Raw genomic sequence first — 16,807 nt, forward strand, 5'->3', positions numbered from 1 at the left:
TTTCTTTTATGAAAATTTCAGTGAAATATGCGGTCACAGGTGCTCTTTCCGGTGCAGCAAACGGATTTTTCGGGGCAGGCGGCGGGTTATTTCTTGTACCGCTGCTGATTTCCTGGTGCGGCATGGAGCAGAAGCGCGCGTTTGCGACCTCAGTTGCGGTAATTTTCCCGCTGTGTGCGGTCTCGGCGGTCATTTACTGGCTGAAGGGCGGTCTGCCGATTGGGCAGGCGGTGCCGTATCTACTCGGCGGCGCGGCAGGCGGCGTGCTGGCCGGAAAGCTATTCGGCAGGGTAAAGGCAGACTGGCTGCGCCGTGCATTCGGCGTGCTGATTCTCTACGGCGGCATCCGTGCCGTCCTGTTGCTGTGAGCGCGGTACTTGCGGTCGCAATCGGTCTGCTGACCGGTATTTTAAGCGGCTTCGGCATTGGCGGCGGCTCACTTTTGCTGCTGTATCTGACGCTTTTTGAAGGGACAGGGCAGTATCAGGCGGGCGGCATCAACCTGCTGTATTTTCTCTCGTGTGCGCCTGCAGCGCTGATTTCGCACCGCAAAAACGGACTCATCGAAAGGGAAGCGGTCAAATGCTGTGTACCGGCAGGCGTGGTGACGTCCGTGCTTTCGGCGCTGCTTGCCGCAAGAGTGGACACCGGCCTGCTGCGGCGTGCTTTCGGCGTGGTTTTACTCTATATCGGCGTAAAAGAAACCTTTTTGCGCAAAAAATAACACCTTCCTCACAAAATATGAAGAAGGTGTTCAGTTTGTCTAAAGAGTGGATATTCCTGTCGCTCCATCCAATTCGCGCTGTAGCGCGCATAAAATAGAATTTGCTTCGCAAATTCGTAAAAACCGGGAGCATGTATCTCGGTTTTTACACTTCTGGAGGGAGAAAGTTTCTGTATAGGAACTTTCGGACGACTTTGGAACGGCCCACGGTCCGTTCCTGCTTGTCGGCGAAACTGTAGTTTCGCGACAGCCTTACTTATACTTCTGATACTCGCCGACGGCAAGTTCGTCACAGCGGTTGTTATACGGATTATCCGCGTGACCCTTGACCCAATGGAACCGCACCTCGTGTTTATCCAGCAGATCGAGCAGACGCCCCCAGAGTTCCGGATTTTTTGCGGGTTTCTTATCGCTTTTAACCCAGCCGCGCGCACGCCAGCCCTTAGCCCAGCCCTTGGTAATGCCGTCAACAACATACTTGCTGTCCGAATACAGATCGACCGAGCACGGCTCCTTGAGGGTCTCGAGGGCGGTAATTACACCGAGCAGCTCCATGCGGTTGTTCGTGGTGGACGGCTCGGAGCCGGAAAGCTCCTTTTCCGCCCTGCCGTACTGCAGGATCGCACCCCAGCCGCCGGGTCCCGGATTGCCCGAGCACGCACCATCTGTATAAATGGTTACAGTTTTCATTGGTTTTCTCCTGTGAGAGTGATTTTAAATTGTGAAAAGGTGGAATACCTTTGTTGCCAATTCCGAAGCGAGGATCGCTGCCAGCATTACCGGAGCCACCCAGCGCACCATAACGCGGTGCAGCTTCTCGCGGTGGAACGAACCGGCACCTTCCTTTACCTCGTCTGCGATGACCTTGGCGCCGACTACATGACCAATCAGGATGCAGGTGAGCAGCGCCACGATCGGCATGAGCACGGAGTTGGAGATAAAGTCAAAGAAATCGAGGAACTGCATACCGATAATGGTAATCGTTGCCCACGGACCATAGCCGAGACAGGACAGCATGCCAATGATCAGGCAGCTTGCCGTAATAGCGATGGTAGCCGTCTTGCGCTTCATGTGTGCCTTGTCCATCAGCACGGAAACCAGTGTTTCCATCAGCGAAATGGAGGAGGTCAGCGCCGCAAACAGTACGAGCAGGAAGAATACCGCGCCGATAATGGTGCCGAACTTCATAGAGTCGAATACCATCGGCAGAGTGATGAACATCAGACCCGGGCCGCTGTTTACCTGAGACGGATCGCCGCCGTTGAACGCGATAACCGCCGGAATGATCATCAGACCGGCCACAAACGCGAACAGCGTGTCGAAAATCTCAATCTGAGTGACAGAGTGCTCAAGCAGATTTTCCTTCTGCATGTAGGAGCCGTAGGTGATCATAATACCCATTGCCAGCGACATCGAGTAGAACATCTGTCCCATCGCACCAAGCACGGTAGATACCGAAAACTGCGAGAAATCGGGCAGAATATAATATTTCAGGCCCTGCAGCGCACCCGGAATGGTCAGCGAGTAGATTGCGATAACGACCGCCAGAATGGCGAGAATCGGCATCATGATACGGCTTGCCTTCTCGATGCCCTTCTCAACACCAAAGATAACGACAATGGTGGTCGCCAGCACGAACAGGATGAACCACGGGGTCGGTCCGTTGAAGCTGAAAATCGTCGAGGACAGCGAACCCGCATCGTAGCCAATGAAATTGCTGAAAAATCCGCCGTTGTCGGCCGCCTCAAGTGCGTTGCCGCTGATAAAGGTGAACAGGTATTTCATAACCCATCCGCCGATAACACAGTAATACGGCGTGATGATGAACGGCACGAACGCCGCCAGCCAGCCGAGGAATCCGAACCGCTTATCGAGCGCCTTGTACGCACCGATGCAGGACAGACGGGTCTTTCGTCCGATGGCAATCTCGGTAATCATCAGCGAAAAGCCGAACGTCAGCGCGAGAATGAGGTACACCAGCAGGAAAATACCGCCGCCGTATCGTGCCGCCAGATAGGGGAATCGCCAAAGGTTGCCCAGACCTACCGCCGAGCCTGCCGCCGCCAGCACGAAACCAATTCGGCTGGAGAAGCTGCTTCTCTTTTTTTGTTCCATGTTTTGTGTTTTACTCCCTTACATACAATATCTTTTAGACTATCCGAAATGACAGCCATAATGAAATAAAATTATTCTTATTGTACCATATCCGAAAGTTTTTCACAAGCTGTTTGCAGGAAAAGTACATTGTGCTATAATATCTTTTATCGGATATGATCGTTTTATCTGCCATAATTTGAAAGAAATGGCAGTATTCCTTCCGCAGAGCGGGCTGCCCTCTATCATTTAAGCATATATGAAACAACAAACCATAAACGAGGTGTATTGACATGAAAAAATACAAATTCGGTGTTCTCGGTGCCGGCAACATGGGTACCGCTATTGCGGAAGGCGCAGTGCGCGCAGGCCGTTTTGCGCCTGAGCAGGTGCTGATGTTCAACCGCAGCGAGGAAAAACGCGCCGCTCATGCAGCCAAGGGCTACGCCGTCACGGGTGACTATACCGAGGTCTACGCAGAAAGTGAGATCGTGCTGCTGGCCGTCAAGCCGCAGAATTTCGATGAAATCCTGCCGAATCTGGCGAAATATGAAGGGGATAAGCCGCTTGTCGTATCCATTGCCGCAGGCGTGACCTTCGCCAAGCTGGAGGGTGCACTCGGCGCAGACACCGCGATGATCCGCGTGATGCCGAACACACCGCTTATGCTCGGCGAGGGTGCAACCCAGCTGGTTAAAAATGCGGCCGCAACCGACAAGCAGCTGTCCGAACTCTGTGAACTGTTCAACACCATGGGCGTTACCGTCACGTTTGAGCAGGAGAACATGCTCAACGAGGTCATTCCGTATGCCGGTTCGGCTCCGGCGTACCTGTATGCCTACGCGGACGCGTTTGTGCAGAGCGCAAAGCAGCACGGCATCAACGAGGACGACGCGCTGACGCTCATCTGTCAGACCATGATCGGCTCGGCAAAAATGCTGCTGCGCCGCGATAAGACACCGGCAGAGCTGATCCGCGCGGTGTGCTCGCCCGGCGGCACCACCATTGAGGGCATGAAGGTGCTTGAGGACCGCGATCTGTACGGAATCGTGTCGGAAGCCTGCGATAAATGCATTAAGCGCGCCTATGAGCTCGGCTAAATGTGCCGTTAGCATTGACTTTGCCCCGTCCGTATGGTAAAGTATAGGCAAAGCACTTAATCGGCATTTACGCTGTATTTTGTTTAATTGATTTTTATTATGACAATAGTTCCGCATCATTTGAGAGGGAGTGGATACCGTGAAAAATTCTACCAAGGTGAAAGCAGGTCTGCTGCTGACCAGCCTTGCCTGTGCAGCCGGTGCTACCGCAGCGCTTGTCATGCTTCAGAAAAAGCGTGAAGAGGAAGTTTACCACGAGGCTGAACTGAAGGCCATGGATGAGTTGGAGGAAATGATGCGTGCCGAGTCTGACTGTGCCTCCTGCGCATGCGCAGAGGAGTGTGCGGATACTTCGGTATATCAGGACGCATTTGACGATGCCCCCAAGGCAGCTGAACCGGCGGCTGAGGAGCCGCAGGCTGAGGCCGAGGAAGAGCCGGAAGCCGAAGAGGACTAACCCAATGTTACCAGCAAACGGACGGAATACTCCGTCCGTTTTGTTTATCCAAATAGCTAAAATAAGGAGTTTTTACCCATGATTGAATACGAAGGCAGAGTTTTTCGTCCGCCCTCTGAGGCATACAGCCTGATTGTGCAGGTCACCATCGGCTGCAGCCACAACAAGTGCACCTTCTGCGATATGTACAAGGAAAAGCGTTTCCGCGTGCGCAAGCTGGAGGAGGTCAAGGCTGATTTTGACGAGGCACGCCGCATGTACCGCCGTGTCGGCCGTATTTTTCTGGCAGACGGCGATGCGCTGATGTGCCGTCCCGAGCACATGGCAGAAATCCTGCGCTACATCAAGAAGGTATTTCCGGAGTGTGAACGCGTTACCAGCTATGGCTCCCCGGCGTCCATTCTGTGCAAAAAGCAGGAAGATTTGAACATGCTGCACGATCTGGGTCTGGATATGATCTATCTGGGTCTGGAATCCGGCTCGGATGAGGTACTGCGCCGCATCAACAAGGGCGAAACCGCCGATGAGATCGTTCGTGCAGGCTTGATGGTCAAGGAAGCCGGCATGAAGCTGTCCGTTACCTGCATTGCGGGTCTCGGCTCGCTGGAGCTGAGCGAGGAGCACGCCATCAAGACCGCAGAAGCACTCTCCCGCATGAAGCCGGAGTACATTGGCCTGCTGACCCTGCTGTTTGAGCTGCCGACACCGCTCATGCGCGACTGGCAGGAGGGCCGTTTCTACCTGATGAACCCGATTGAAATCGCGCACGAAACCCTCATCCTGCTCGAGCATATCGACTCCGAGGGCAGTATTTTCCGTGCAAATCACGCGTCTAACTATGTTAATCTGGCGGGCACGCTCAATCAGGACAGGGAAGCCATGTGTGCACGTCTGCGCAAGGCACTTGAGGGCAAAATCAAATTCAAGAGCGAGCAATACCGGGCAAGATAACCAATTTAATGCAACTTAAATTGTGATAATCCGCAAAATTGTTAACATTCTGTGTTGTTTGCGTTACAATTTTCAAAAAAGCGAGACAATGTGCAAAAAGTGTGCTATACTAGCTTTAATCGTGAAAAGCGGAGAGGATGCTTTTCGGGTGTTAAGAAATTGTTAATTTAATATTTACTGTTAGCATTAACATATGTTCCGTCTTGGAGGACTGATAAATGGATTCCGTATCCCACATTCGCGTTGCAAATCTGCTGATGGATTACGTTGAGCAGACCTGCGGCGTGACCTTTGATCAGAGCGGTTTTATTTACGGCAATCTGAAACCGGATCTGACCGGTACTTACCTCACCAAACGCCATAACCCGTCCATTATGATGGATGAGGTGATGGAAAAAATCCGCACTTTTACGCACAAGTATACCATCGGGCGTACCAACGGACGCGAGCTGTCGGTCGATCTCGGCGAAATCTGCCACTACATGACCGACTTTTTCACCTACCCGCACAACGACGATATCTACGAGCACAATTTGCTCGCACATTATGTTTATGAAAAGCGCGTTGCACTGGTAATTCGCCGCCGTATGACCGAAGATAAGTTTGAGAAATGGGCAAGTCCCATCATTCCGCCCACGACCGTGGACACACTCGTGAACCGCATTTCCACGATGCACGAGGCTTACCGCACTTCGACTAAGCCGCATGGCATCAACGACGATCTGCAGCATATCTGCATCGCTACCGCTACCGTGGTGCTGTCTATCATCAGCATCGTTTACGAGCAGGTCGAGGATACTGCAGTCGCTACCGCGTAAAACTGTATAAGTCAAAAAACCGCCTTTACAGGCGGTTTTTCTGTTTTTCAGGCACAAAAAAACGAGTCCAAACGGACTCGTCTTTTGCTTTTTATTCTTCGGTACTCTCTGCGTTTTCAGCGGATTCAGAGGTTTCTTCCTCGGCTTCTGCCGGGTCTTCCTCCTCCTTGTCCGTGCGGGCAATCGAGATAACCTTCACGTCCTCACCGGTGCGCATTACGATAACGCCCTGCGAGCCGCGGCCGCATTCGCGGATCTCCTCAACGCCGGTACGGATGATAACGCCGTCATCGGTGATGATCATAACGTCGTTTTCGCTGTCTACAACCGCGATGCCTGCCACCAGACCGGTCTTTTCGGTCAGGTTATGCAGCATCATGCCGCCGCCGCCGCGATGATGCACGGTGAACTCCTCGACCGGGGTACGCTTGCCGTAGCCGTTCTCGGTGATGGAGAGCACATATGCGTCCTTGCGGGCACGCGCCGCGCCGATAACGTAATCGCCCTCGGCCAGCTTGATGCCGCGCACGCCGGTAGCCACACGGCCCATTGCACGAACCTCGTTCTCGTCAAAGCAGATGGCCTTGCCCTCGTGGGTGGCGATCAGGATGTTCTGCTCGCCGTCGGTCAGACGAACGTCAACCAGTGCGTCGTCCTCGTTGAGGTTGAGCGCGCGCAGACCCGCGCGGCGGATGTTCTGCAGGTCGCTCAGCACGATACGCTTTGCAATACCCTGACGGGTGACGAAGAACAGGAACTTATCGTCCGCAAACTCCTGAATCGGGAACATGGCGGTGATCTTTTCGCCGTTTTCCAGTTCCAGCAGGTTGACAATGTTCATGCCCTTTGCCGAGCGGCCGGTTTCCGGGATCTGATAGCCCTTGAGCTTGTATACCTTGCCTCTGTCCGAGAAGAACAGGATGGTATCATGCGTGGACGCGGTGAAGATATCCTTTGCGAAGTCCTCCTCACGGGTGCTCATCGCAGAAACACCGCGGCCACCGCGGCGCTGTGCGCGGTAAACCGAGGTCGGCTGGCGCTTGATATAGCCGAAGTGGGTGAGGGTATAGGCGCAGTCCTGCTGCTCTATGAGATCCTCAATGTCAATCTCATCTGCTACATTTTCGATGCGGGTATGGCGCTCATCGCCGTACTTCTGCTTGATTTCCTGCAGCTCCTGCTTGACAACAGCAAGAATATTCGCATCGCACGACAGAATTTCCTCAAAACCTGCAATGCGGCTCTCGAGGTCCTTATACTCGTCGTTGATCTTCTCCTGCTCCAGACCGGACAGGCGGCCCAGACGCATATCTACGATGGCCTGCGCCTGCGGCTCGTCAAGGTGGAACTCGAAGTGCTCCGAGCCGTCCACGATGCCGAGCAGCGCAATCTGATCAATCCAGAACGGCTCTGCCATCAGGTTTTCCTTGGCTTCAGCTTCGTTCCTGGAAGCGCGGATGATGGCAATAATACGGTCGATATTGTCGGTTGCGACCTTGAGACCTTCCAGAATGTGTGCACGGTCGCGCGCCTTCTTGAGATCAAAACGCGTGCGGCGCTCGACAACGTCCTTCTGGAAGCCGATATACTGATCGAGAATCTGGCGCAGCGTCAGCACACGCGGCTGCAGCTTGCCGCCCGCACCCGGCACGAGCGCGATGTGGATCATCGAAATGGTATCCTCAAGCTGAGAGTAGGTGAACAGCTGATTGAGGATGACCTGCGCGTTCGCGTCACGGCGGATATCGACCACAATCTGCATGCCTTCACGCGAGGAATGGTCCTGAATATTCGTGATGCCCTCCACGCGCTTATCCTTGACGAGATTTGCCATGGACTCGACCAGACGCGCCTTGTTAACCATGTACGGAATCTCGGTGATGATAATCTGGCTCTTTCCGTTCGGCAGATCAACGATCTCGGTCTTTGCGCGAACCTTGATCTTGCCGCGGCCGGTTGCATAAGCTGCACGGATGCCGCTGCGGCCCATGATAACGCCGCCGGTCGGGAAGTCCGGGCCCTTGATAAACTGACAGATCTCGTCCATCTCGGCTTCCGGATGGTCGATGACATAGCAGGTGCCGTCGATGACCTCGGAAAGATTATGCGGCGGGATGTTGGTCGCCATGCCGACCGCGATGCCGGACGAGCCGTTTACCAGCAGGTTGGGGAAGCGGGAAGGCAGTACGACCGGCTCCTGGCGCTCCTCATCGAAGTTCGGCTGGAAATCGACCGTGTTTTTCTTGATATCCGCCAGCATGTAGTTCGCCAGCTTGGCCATGCGGGCCTCGGTATAACGGTATGCTGCCGGAGGGTCGCCGTCCACGGAACCGAAGTTGCCGTGACCGTCGATCAGCGGATAGTGCAGCGAGAACGGCTGCGCCATACGCACCATCGCGTCGTAAACCGATGCGTCACCGTGCGGATGGTAGCGGCCGAGCACATTACCGACGGTCGTTGCCGACTTGCGGTAGGGCTTATCCGAGGTCAGGCCGTCCTCGTACATGGCGTACAGGATGCGGCGGTGCACCGGCTTGAGGCCGTCGCGCACATCAGGCAGCGCGCGGCCGACAATAACACTCATTGCATAGTCGATATAGCTTTTCTTCATCTCGCGTTCGAGATCGACCTGCATGATTTTCTGCTGTTCGTATTCTTGACTCATATTTTAATTTTGCCTCCAAAAGTGTTGGCTTTCAGCCGAAAACGACTGTTTTTATCGCTTAGAGGATACTGAGAAGCTCGTCCACCTGCTCCTCGGTCGTCGCCCAGCTGGTCGCCAGACGGATGACCGTATGCTCCGCGTCATATTTCTCTATAAAGCTGTAAACTACCTTGGTTTTCAGTTCAGGCAGTCTGCTGTTTTCTACAATGATGAACTGCTGATTGGTGGGGGACTCGATCGCGAAGCGATATCCCTTTGCTTTGAGACCGTCCCGCAGCTTGATGGCGAGTTTGACCGCCGGTGCGCAGATTTTCTCGTACAGCCCATCAGTGAACAAGACATCGAACTGCAGCGCGTTCAGACGGCCCTTTGCGATCATTGCGCCGCGGCGCTTGACCATCGTGACAAACTGGCGCGGCATATTTCCGTGCGTGAACACAACGGCTTCGCCGCAGAGCGCGCCGCATTTGGTGCCGCCGATGTAGAACACATCGGTGAGCTTGGCGATGTCTGCCAGCGTTACATCGGTTTCCGCCGTGAGGCCGTAGCCGAGGCGTGCGCCATCCAGAAACAGCGGCATGGCAAACTCCTTGCAAACGGCAGAAATGCGCTCCAACTCATTTCTCGTGTAAAGCGTGCCGTATTCAGACGGATGGGAGATGTACACCATGCCGGGAAATACCATATGGTCATGGCTTGCGTCCGCGTAAAAGGTCTGAACATATTCACGGAGATCGTCCGCATCCAGCTTGCCGTTCTTATGCGGAACGGTCAGCACCTTGTGTCCGGTGGACTCGATGGCGCCGGCTTCATGCGTGTTCACATGACCGCAGGAGGACGCTACAACGCCCTCATACGGACGGAGCAGCGTATCAATGACGACCATGTTGGTCTGTGTGCCGCCCGTCAGAAAATACACCTGAGCGTCCGGGCAGTCCGCCGCTGCTTTAATCTTTTCTGCCGCCGAAGCGGTAAATTTATCGTTGCCGTAGCCGGAAACCGGCTCCATATTCGTCTGTGCCAGATGTTCTAAAACCTTGGGGTGTGCGCCATAACCGTAATCATTTTCAAAAAACAGCATAGTTTTCTCCCTTATACGTCCAAATTCATTACATATTTTGCATTTCGCTCGATAAATTCGCGTCTGGGTTCTACCTTTTCGCCCATCAGGAGCGCAAAGGTTTCATCGGCGGCTGCCGCGTCCTCCATCGTAACCTGCAGCAGTGTACGATGCTCCGGGTCCATGGTGGTCTCCCACAGCTGCTGCGGATCCATCTCGCCGAGGCCCTTGTAGCGCTGTACGCGCACGTTGTCGCCCATTTCAGCGATGCAGTCGCGCTGCTGCTCCTCGGTGTAGGTGTAGCGGACATCCTTGCCCTTTTCGTTCTTGAACAGCGGCGGCTGTGCGATGAACACATGGCCGTGCTCGATCAGCGGGCGCATGAAGCGGAAGAAGAATGTCAGCAGCAGGGTGCGGATATGGCTGCCGTCCACATCGGCATCGGCCATCAGGATGATCTTGCCGTAACGCAGCTTTGCGAGGTCAAAATCATCACCGAAGCCTGCGCCGAACGCGGTAATCATTGGAGTCAGCTTGTCGTTGCCGTAAACACGGTCGAGACGCGCTTTTTCGACGTTCAGCATCTTGCCCCACAGCGGCAGGATCGCCTGATGACGGCGGTCGCGGCCTTCCTTGGCGGAGCCGCCTGCGGAATCACCCTCGACGATGTAGATTTCGGTGTAGGTCGGGTCCTTTTCAATGCAGTCCGCCAGCTTGCCCGGCAGGGAAGCCGAATCCAGTGCGGACTTGCGGCGGGTCATCTCACGCGCTTTTTTTGCGGCCTCGCGGGCACGCGCGGCAGTCTGCGCCTTTTCGATAATGGTGCGGGCCACCTGCGGGTTCTCTTCGAAGAAGGTCATCAGCTTCTCGGAAACCATCGCGTCCACCAGCGCACGCATTTCGCTGTTGCCCAGCTTGGTCTTGGTCTGGCCCTCGAACTGCGCTTCCTGCAGCTTGACCGAGATAATCGCGGTCAGACCCTCACGCGCGTCCTCGCCCTTGAAGGACTCATCGTCCTTGAGCAGCTTGTATTTCTTGCCGTAATCGTTGAGTACACGGGTAAGCGCGGCCTTAAAGCCGGTCTCGTGCGTGCCGCCCTCGGTGGTGTTGATGTTGTTGGCAAAGGACAGCATCAGCTCGCTGTAGCTGTCGGTATACTGCATGGCAACCTCGGCCATCGAGGTATCGCGGCTGCCCTCCATGTAGATCACCTGATCGTGCAGCGGCGTCTTCGTGCGGTTGAGGTGCTCCACGAACTGACGGATACCGCCCTCGTAGTGCATGACCTCCTCGACCGGCTCATCGTCGCGCTCGTCGCGCAGCGTGATCTTGAGTCCGGCGTTCAGGAACGCCTGCTCGCGCAGACGCTTTTCGAGTACATCGTATTCATAGACCGTAGTCTCGAAGATCTCCGGGTCCGCGTGGAAGCGGATGGTCGTGCCGGTTTCGCTCTCACACGGCGTATCGCGCATCTTGACGGTCGTTACACCGCGCTCAAAGCGCATGTAGTGCTTGGTATGGCCATCGCGTACCTCGGCCTCCAGCCAGTCGGACAGCGCGTTTACGACCGACGAACCAACGCCGTGCAGGCCGCCGGATACCTTGTAGCCGGAGCCATCGAACTTGCCGCCTGCGTGCAGGACGGTGAGTACAACCTCGAGCGTTGGGATGCCCATCTGCGGGTGAATACCGCAGGGAATACCACGGCCGTTATCGGCAACGCGGATGATATCGCCCTTTTCAATCGTAACTTCGATGTGCGTGCAGTAGCCTGCCAGCGCCTCGTCGATCGAGTTATCGACGATTTCGTACACCAGATGGTGCAGACCGCGTGCCGAGGTAGAGCCGATGTACATACCCGGGCGTTTGCGGACAGCCTCTAAGCCTTCGAGTACCTGAATCTGATTTTCATCATAGGTCTCGGTAACCTTCAGGTCGAGCACTTCGTCCTTGATTTCGATTTCTTCACTCATATCGTTAAATTTCCTTTCCAGAAATTGCGGGAACAAAATAATCGAGAATTGAAAATGGAAAATGCCGCTATCCTTGCGCGGTTATGCTTTTATTAAATCACAGCGCACCGCGCCGAACCTTCATTCTCCATTACCCATTCTCAATTTTCAATTATCAAACGGCGTAGCCCTTTTCCGCACGTCTTTGAATAGCCTGCGGAGAAAGCTGCGTCAGGTACAGGGTCTCACCGAGGGCGTTTTCGCACAGCACAGCCGCGCGCGGCAGATCGTCGTACAGCTCGATGATCCGTCCCTCGTCCTGCAGGCGTTCGAGCAGCAGGCGCGTGCGCTTGGATGCGGTCGCCGTGTCCATATCAAACACCGCAACTACGCTCTGCAAGGGCACGATGTAGTCCTGACCTAAATGTAAATACATTCTATTCCTCCGGAATAATTAGAAATTAGTAATGCGTAATTAAAGTCCTGCGGATTTTCTATCCGTTTCAACAATCGCGCCGTGCGCGACACCCCAATTTCTAATTACTAACTGGATTTAATTATACCACTTTTTTCACTAATTGTGTACCCTAAACCTAAGGAAAAACAAATATTTCTCTGTTTTTTTGAAAGAAAACAAGGGCACGGCAGGGAATTTCGAGGTGGTATCTGTTCCCGCCGTGCAATAGTTTGTAAAAATATGTGATTTCAGTGTGTTTCTGCGGATTTTTTGCCGTTTTGAATATGGAAAACCGCGCCTGCACGCAGCTTTTCCGAGATACCGTCCTCGCAGCAGGTGATCATGACCTGACCCGCCGATATGCGGTTGAGCACAAAGTCCTGACGACGGCGATCAAGCTCGCTGAGCACATCGTCGAGCAGCAGCACCGGATACTCGCCGTCCTCGTCGAAGAACAGCTCACGCTCGGCGAGTTTAAGCGATAATGTGCAGGTCCGCACCTGTCCCTGAGAGCCGAAGGAAGCGGCACTGCGGCCATCCAGCAGCAGCTCCAAATCGTCCTTATGCGGACCGGAGAGACAGCTTTTTGCTGCAATCTCGGCGGTCTTATGGCTGAACACATGGTCGATGAGTTGCTTTTCGATTGTCCGTGCGTCTGCAAACGGGTCGCTGACACTCGACACGGTCTTATACACACCGGAGAGCACCTCGTGCGGCGCAATATCCGCATAGACGGCGGCCGCAGCCTTGAGCAGCTTACGGCAGTAGTACGCGCGGTAGCGGATAATCTGCGCGCCGATATGCGCCATGCGAAGCGAGAAATCCTCCCACATGGAGAGCAGGGAAGGCTTTTCTTCACTGTCGCGCAGAATGCGCGTTTTATGCTCGTGCAGACGGTTGTACTCCTCGAGATAGCGCGCATAGTTTGGCCGCATCTGGCACAGCGCAGTATCGAGAAACCGACGCCGAGCCGCCGCTCCGGCGCGGACAAGCATTAGGTCCTCTGGGCAGAACAGTACGGTTTTGAGCAGTCCCTGTGTATCTGACTGGCGTTTCTGCCGCACACCGTTTTTATAGATTTCCATCGCTTTGGTGCGGGAAAACCGCAGTTCAAGCGAGATATCGCGCTCCTGCGCGACAAAATCAGCAAAGATAAAGGCATGATTCTCTCCGAACCGCAGCCCCTCTTTTTTCTGGGCCGTACGAAACAGCCGCATGGTCGAGCAGGCCGCTGCCGCTTCGAGCAGGTTGGTTTTGCCCTGTCCGTTTTCGCCGCAGATCAGGTTGACCGCCGGATCGAACGCAAACGATTCCTCCGCGTAGTTGCGAAAATTCTGCAGTTTTAACGACTTGATGTACATGGACTTCTCCGTATTGAACATTTTGTACGATAACGAACGCGCAAAATCGCGTTTATTATCGTACATAGTGTTTATTTTATTTGATGCAGACCTGCTCGCCGTCCAGCTCCACCGTGTCACCGGAACGCAGCTTTTTGCCGCGCATGGTGCAGATTTCGCCGTTTACCAGCACTTCGCCCTCGGCAATGCGGATCTTCGCTTCGCCGCCGGAGCTTACCAGGTTTGCAAATTTGAGCAGTGCATCAAGTTTGATAAATTCGGTTTCAATTTTAATTTCAGTCATTGGCTTTCAGTCTCACAGGCAGTACAAGATAGGTGTATTTATCGCCTTCCATCGGCGAAATGATCATCGGGTTGAGCGCTCCCTTGAGCTGCAGCTTCACCTGCTCATCGCCGGCCGCGCGCAGCGCCTCCAGAATGTAACGGTTGTTGAAGCCGATCTCAAGGTTCTCGATCGAGCCGTCAAACGGGCATTCATCATAGCTCTTGCCGATCGCGGTCACACACGACATCTGCACATACGAGCCGTCAAAATGGAAGCGGATCGGGTTTTTCAGCTTTTCCGACACGATCAGGGAGACACGTTCGATGCACTGGATCAGCTCCTGGCGATCCGCCGAAACCTCGTGCTCAAACTCCTTCGGAATGGCCGCACGATAGTTGAGAAACTCTCCGTCGATCAGACGAGTAATGAGAGTCGTGCTGCCGATGCGGAACAAAATGTTCTTGGAATCCGGGAAAATCTCGACAATATCGTCATCATCGTCCAGAATTCGTTCGATCTCGCGCAGGGACGTGCCCGGCACAACAAACTTCATATCACCGGGAACGCCCTCGACGGTCTCACGGCGTACAGACAGGCGGTAGCCGTCAACGGCCACGACGTTCAGGCGGCTGCCTTCGATTTCAAACAAGCAGCCGGTGTGGATGGGCTTGGATTCGTTATCCGAAACCGAGAAAATGGTCTGCGCGATCATGCTCTTGAGGATGGGCTGCGGCAGAGAGAGACCCTTGTCGCTGGCCACATCAGCCAGAGCCGGATATTCGTCAGCCTCGCTGGCCATCAGGTTGAACACTGAACGGCCGCACTTGATGGTGGTCATCAGCTTGTCGTCGGTCTCAAGGTAGACCACGTCCTGCGGCAGCTTGCGAACGATGTCACAGAACAGGCGGGAATTCAGCACGATTCTGCCGGGCTCTACCACATCGACCTGCGCGGTCGTCCGGATGCCCATGGACAGATCGTAGCCGGTGATGGTCAGGGTGTCTGCATCGGCTGCCAGCAGCAGACCTTCGAGTAGCGGCATCGAGCTTTTGCCGGTTACTGCGCGGGAGGCGATGTTGAGCAGATTCAGCAGGGTTTCTTTTTCACAGGAAAACTTCATAGTTGCTCCTCTCAGAAATGGAAATAAAACAAAGAGTCGATTTATGCAATACCTGCATATTTATAAATACACACCGGTGAATACTGTGCGATTGCACACATTTCTTAATGACTGTGTCCTCGACACGCGAACAGCTTTCAGCAGGCATTGCTAGCGGCGAGAAAGATCACACAGAATAGAAGGATAGGATATAGTATTCGTAGTAGTACCTGGGGAAATTGGGGAAAACCCGAAAATCCTCAGGTATGGCGCGGGAAATGTCGTACACAGGAGGTTGTGGATGAAAAATAAACGATACACAGTGAAAATAACCCCGCTATTTATCCACAGAGTTATCCATGTGGAATCCACAGGTTGCTTGGGGATAATTAAACTGTGCATTTTCAAGCTGTGGAAAAGTCGTTTTGCACGAATGCACGGTAAAGATCAGCCGTCGCCGCGGATATTATTATGCAGCTTTTTGATGACGTCCTCGGTTTCGCGGGAGTTCTTGCGCTCCTCCTCGATCTTGTTGCAGGCGTGCATGACGGTGGTATGGTCGCGCTTGAATATCTTTGCAATATCGGGGAAGGAGTATTCAAGCTCCTGCCGGATCATGTACATTGCCATCTGCCGCGGATAGGCCACATCCTTGGAGCGATTCTGCGAGATCATCTGCTCGACCGGGATATAGAAGTAGTTCGCTACCGCTTCCATAATGCGCTCCGGTGTCGGATTGAGACCCGGATTCTCGGTGCGCAGTGCGTCGATCGCGTTTTCCGCGAGCGAAACCGTGATGCGTTCGCCCATCAGCTCGTGCATGGCCTTGATCTTTTTGACTGCGCCTTCGAGCTGGCGGATATTTGCCTGAATATTCTCTGCAATGTAGTTGGATACGTCATCGGGCAGTTCAACGCCCATTTTGACCGCTTTATCACGGATAATAGCGATTCTGGTCTCAAAATCAGGCGGCTGAATATCAGCCAGCAGACCCCATTCAAAACGGGTCTTCATGCGGTCCTCGAGCGTGTTGATTTCCTTCGGCGGACGGTCAGAAGTGAGCACGATCTGCTTTTTTGCCTCATAAAGCGCGTTAAAGGTATGGAAAAATTCTTCCTGCGTGCGCTCCTTGCCGGCGATGAACTGCACGTCGTCCAGCAGCAGCAGGTCAACCATGCGGTACTTGTTGCGGAACGCCTGTACGTTGCCTTCCTGGATGGCGGTGATCAGCTCGTTGGTGAAATCCTCACCCTTTACATATATAATGCGGTATTCCGGATGGGTGCGGCGCAGCACGTTTGCGATCGCGTACATCAGATGCGTTTTGCCCAGACCCGAGTTGCCGTAGATGAAAAGCGGGTTGTTCTCTGCCGCCGGGCGCTGCGAAACCGCAAGGGCAGCCGCATGCGCGAATTTGTTGCTCGAACCGACGATAAAACGCTCAAATGTGTAGTCGTCATACGGAGAAGTGCTCGTGCTCGGCGCGGTGTATTCGCCGGTCACCACAACGACCGTGATCGGGTCGCCGGTCAGGTTGTGCAGCACATCCTGTAAAGGAGCGATAAATTTGGACTCGATAAATTCTTTCTTAAAGGGCACCGGAGAGTGCAGCACCAGCCGATTATCCCCAAAGGAAACGACCGTTACGTCGTCAAACCAAGCGGAAATGGTGGAAGGAGGGAAGTCCAGCTGCTCGAGCGCCATCTCCAATATATTGTTTGCCATAGGGCGCCTCCTGTCGATAATGATTCTATTTTATAATAGCATATTTTATCCACAAGTTCAATGCGCCGATGTGGATAAC

16 protein-coding genes are annotated in these 16,807 nt (G+C 54.0%); 6 read left to right on the forward strand and 10 right to left on the reverse strand.

The genetic code is table 11. The annotated features are described in order from the left end of the window. Window positions 1-8 precede the first annotated feature (8 nt). The gene (locus tag DW088_RS09575) at window positions 9-368 is read left to right on the forward strand and encodes a sulfite exporter TauE/SafE family protein (protein ID WP_118360541.1); all 360 of its coding nucleotides are present in this window, start codon (window positions 9-11) and stop codon (window positions 366-368) included. Continuing rightward, window positions 365-724, forward strand: coding sequence for a sulfite exporter TauE/SafE family protein (locus DW088_RS09580; protein ID WP_118360542.1), 360 nt, complete (start codon window positions 365-367; stop codon window positions 722-724). The genes DW088_RS09575 and DW088_RS09580 overlap by 4 nt, the downstream gene beginning before the upstream one ends. 252 nt (window positions 725-976) lie before the next feature. Here DW088_RS09580 and rnhA read toward each other — a convergent pair whose 3' ends face one another. Both rnhA and DW088_RS09590 read right to left on the reverse strand, forming a co-directional pair. Further along, window positions 977-1,414 carry a ribonuclease HI gene (gene rnhA / locus DW088_RS09585; RefSeq protein WP_118360543.1) on the reverse strand — a complete coding sequence of 146 codons (438 nt, stop codon included), beginning with the start codon at window positions 1,412-1,414 and terminating at the stop codon, window positions 977-979. Between the two features lie 24 nt (window positions 1,415-1,438). Then, window positions 1,439-2,839, reverse strand: coding sequence for a sodium-dependent transporter (locus DW088_RS09590; RefSeq protein ID WP_117750624.1), 1,401 nt, complete (start codon window positions 2,837-2,839; stop codon window positions 1,439-1,441). Window positions 2,840-3,111: 272 nt separating this feature from the next. Between DW088_RS09590 and proC the strand changes: the two genes are divergently transcribed. From proC to DW088_RS09610, 4 genes are all read left to right on the forward strand, one after another. Beyond that, window positions 3,112-3,918 (forward strand): pyrroline-5-carboxylate reductase, encoded by an 807-nt coding sequence (gene proC / locus DW088_RS09595; RefSeq protein WP_118360544.1) that lies wholly within the window; start codon window positions 3,112-3,114, stop codon window positions 3,916-3,918. A gap of 139 nt (window positions 3,919-4,057) precedes the next feature. Next, complete coding sequence (locus tag DW088_RS09600; protein ID WP_117750626.1) at window positions 4,058-4,375, forward strand: hypothetical protein; 318 nt, start codon at window positions 4,058-4,060, stop codon at window positions 4,373-4,375. 81 nt (window positions 4,376-4,456) lie between these two features. After that, a complete protein-coding gene (locus DW088_RS09605) occupies window positions 4,457-5,326 on the forward strand; it encodes a radical SAM protein (protein ID WP_382736430.1) in 870 nt (289 codons plus the stop codon). Window positions 5,327-5,544: 218 nt separating this feature from the next. Beyond that, window positions 5,545-6,144 (forward strand): zinc dependent phospholipase C family protein, encoded by a 600-nt coding sequence (locus DW088_RS09610; RefSeq protein WP_118360546.1) that lies wholly within the window; start codon window positions 5,545-5,547, stop codon window positions 6,142-6,144. A gap of 91 nt (window positions 6,145-6,235) precedes the next feature. Here DW088_RS09610 and gyrA read toward each other — a convergent pair whose 3' ends face one another. The 8 genes from gyrA to dnaA all read right to left on the reverse strand — a co-directional run bounded on the left by gyrA (window position 6,236) and on the right by dnaA (window position 16,728). After that, complete coding sequence (gene gyrA, locus DW088_RS09615) at window positions 6,236-8,809, reverse strand: DNA gyrase subunit A (RefSeq protein ID WP_118360547.1); 2,574 nt, start codon at window positions 8,807-8,809, stop codon at window positions 6,236-6,238. A gap of 58 nt (window positions 8,810-8,867) precedes the next feature. After that, complete coding sequence (locus tag DW088_RS09620; RefSeq protein WP_118360548.1) at window positions 8,868-9,890, reverse strand: threonine aldolase family protein; 1,023 nt, start codon at window positions 9,888-9,890, stop codon at window positions 8,868-8,870. A gap of 11 nt (window positions 9,891-9,901) precedes the next feature. Beyond that, window positions 9,902-11,842, reverse strand: coding sequence for a DNA topoisomerase (ATP-hydrolyzing) subunit B (gene gyrB, locus DW088_RS09625; RefSeq protein WP_118360549.1), 1,941 nt, complete (start codon window positions 11,840-11,842; stop codon window positions 9,902-9,904). 154 nt (window positions 11,843-11,996) lie between these two features. Beyond that, on the reverse strand, window positions 11,997-12,257 hold the full coding sequence (gene remB, locus DW088_RS09630; protein ID WP_110435761.1) for an extracellular matrix regulator RemB: 261 nt from the start codon (window positions 12,255-12,257) through the stop codon (window positions 11,997-11,999). A 269-nt stretch (window positions 12,258-12,526) separates the two neighbouring features. Beyond that, a complete protein-coding gene (recF, locus tag DW088_RS09635) occupies window positions 12,527-13,639 on the reverse strand; it encodes a DNA replication/repair protein RecF (RefSeq protein WP_118360645.1) in 1,113 nt (370 codons plus the stop codon). Window positions 13,640-13,715: 76 nt separating this feature from the next. Next, window positions 13,716-13,922, reverse strand: a complete 207-nt coding sequence (gene yaaA / locus DW088_RS09640; protein ID WP_118360550.1) for a S4 domain-containing protein YaaA — start codon at window positions 13,920-13,922, stop codon at window positions 13,716-13,718. Then, entirely contained in the window at window positions 13,915-15,024 is a 1,110-nt protein-coding gene (gene dnaN, locus DW088_RS09645) for a DNA polymerase III subunit beta (RefSeq protein ID WP_118360551.1), read from the reverse strand. The genes yaaA and dnaN overlap by 8 nt, the downstream gene beginning before the upstream one ends. Before the next feature lie 426 nt (window positions 15,025-15,450). Beyond that, complete coding sequence (gene dnaA, locus DW088_RS09650) at window positions 15,451-16,728, reverse strand: chromosomal replication initiator protein DnaA (protein WP_243022633.1); 1,278 nt, start codon at window positions 16,726-16,728, stop codon at window positions 15,451-15,453. Window positions 16,729-16,807: the final 79 nt, after the last annotated feature.

The organism is Butyricicoccus sp. AM05-1 (genome assembly GCF_003474415.1).
GTDB lineage: Bacteria > Bacillota > Clostridia > Oscillospirales > Butyricicoccaceae > Agathobaculum > Agathobaculum butyriciproducens.

Bases quoted from the DNA above. Each gene is read 5' to 3' on its own strand.
- DW088_RS09575 (WP_118360541.1), top strand. From the start codon at position 9: ATGAAAATTTCAGTGAAATATGCGGTCACAGGTGCTCTTTCCGGTGCA.
- rnhA (WP_118360543.1), bottom strand. From the start codon at position 1,414: ATGAAAACTGTAACCATTTATACAGATGGTGCGTGCTCGGGCAATCCG.
- DW088_RS09590 (WP_117750624.1), bottom strand. From the start codon at position 2,839: ATGGAACAAAAAAAGAGAAGCAGCTTCTCCAGCCGAATTGGTTTCGTG.
- proC (WP_118360544.1), top strand. From the start codon at position 3,112: ATGAAAAAATACAAATTCGGTGTTCTCGGTGCCGGCAACATGGGTACC.
- DW088_RS09610 (WP_118360546.1), top strand. From the start codon at position 5,545: ATGGATTCCGTATCCCACATTCGCGTTGCAAATCTGCTGATGGATTAC.
- gyrA (WP_118360547.1), bottom strand. From the start codon at position 8,809: ATGAGTCAAGAATACGAACAGCAGAAAATCATGCAGGTCGATCTCGAA.
- DW088_RS09620 (WP_118360548.1), bottom strand. From the start codon at position 9,890: ATGCTGTTTTTTGAAAATGATTACGGTTATGGCGCACACCCCAAGGTT.
- gyrB (WP_118360549.1), bottom strand. From the start codon at position 11,842: ATGAGTGAAGAAATCGAAATCAAGGACGAAGTGCTCGACCTGAAGGTT.
- remB (WP_110435761.1), bottom strand. From the start codon at position 12,257: ATGTATTTACATTTAGGTCAGGACTACATCGTGCCCTTGCAGAGCGTA.
- recF (WP_118360645.1), bottom strand. From the start codon at position 13,639: ATGTACATCAAGTCGTTAAAACTGCAGAATTTTCGCAACTACGCGGAG.
- yaaA (WP_118360550.1), bottom strand. From the start codon at position 13,922: ATGACTGAAATTAAAATTGAAACCGAATTTATCAAACTTGATGCACTG.
- dnaN (WP_118360551.1), bottom strand. From the start codon at position 15,024: ATGAAGTTTTCCTGTGAAAAAGAAACCCTGCTGAATCTGCTCAACATC.
- dnaA (WP_243022633.1), bottom strand. From the start codon at position 16,728: ATGGCAAACAATATATTGGAGATGGCGCTCGAGCAGCTGGACTTCCCT.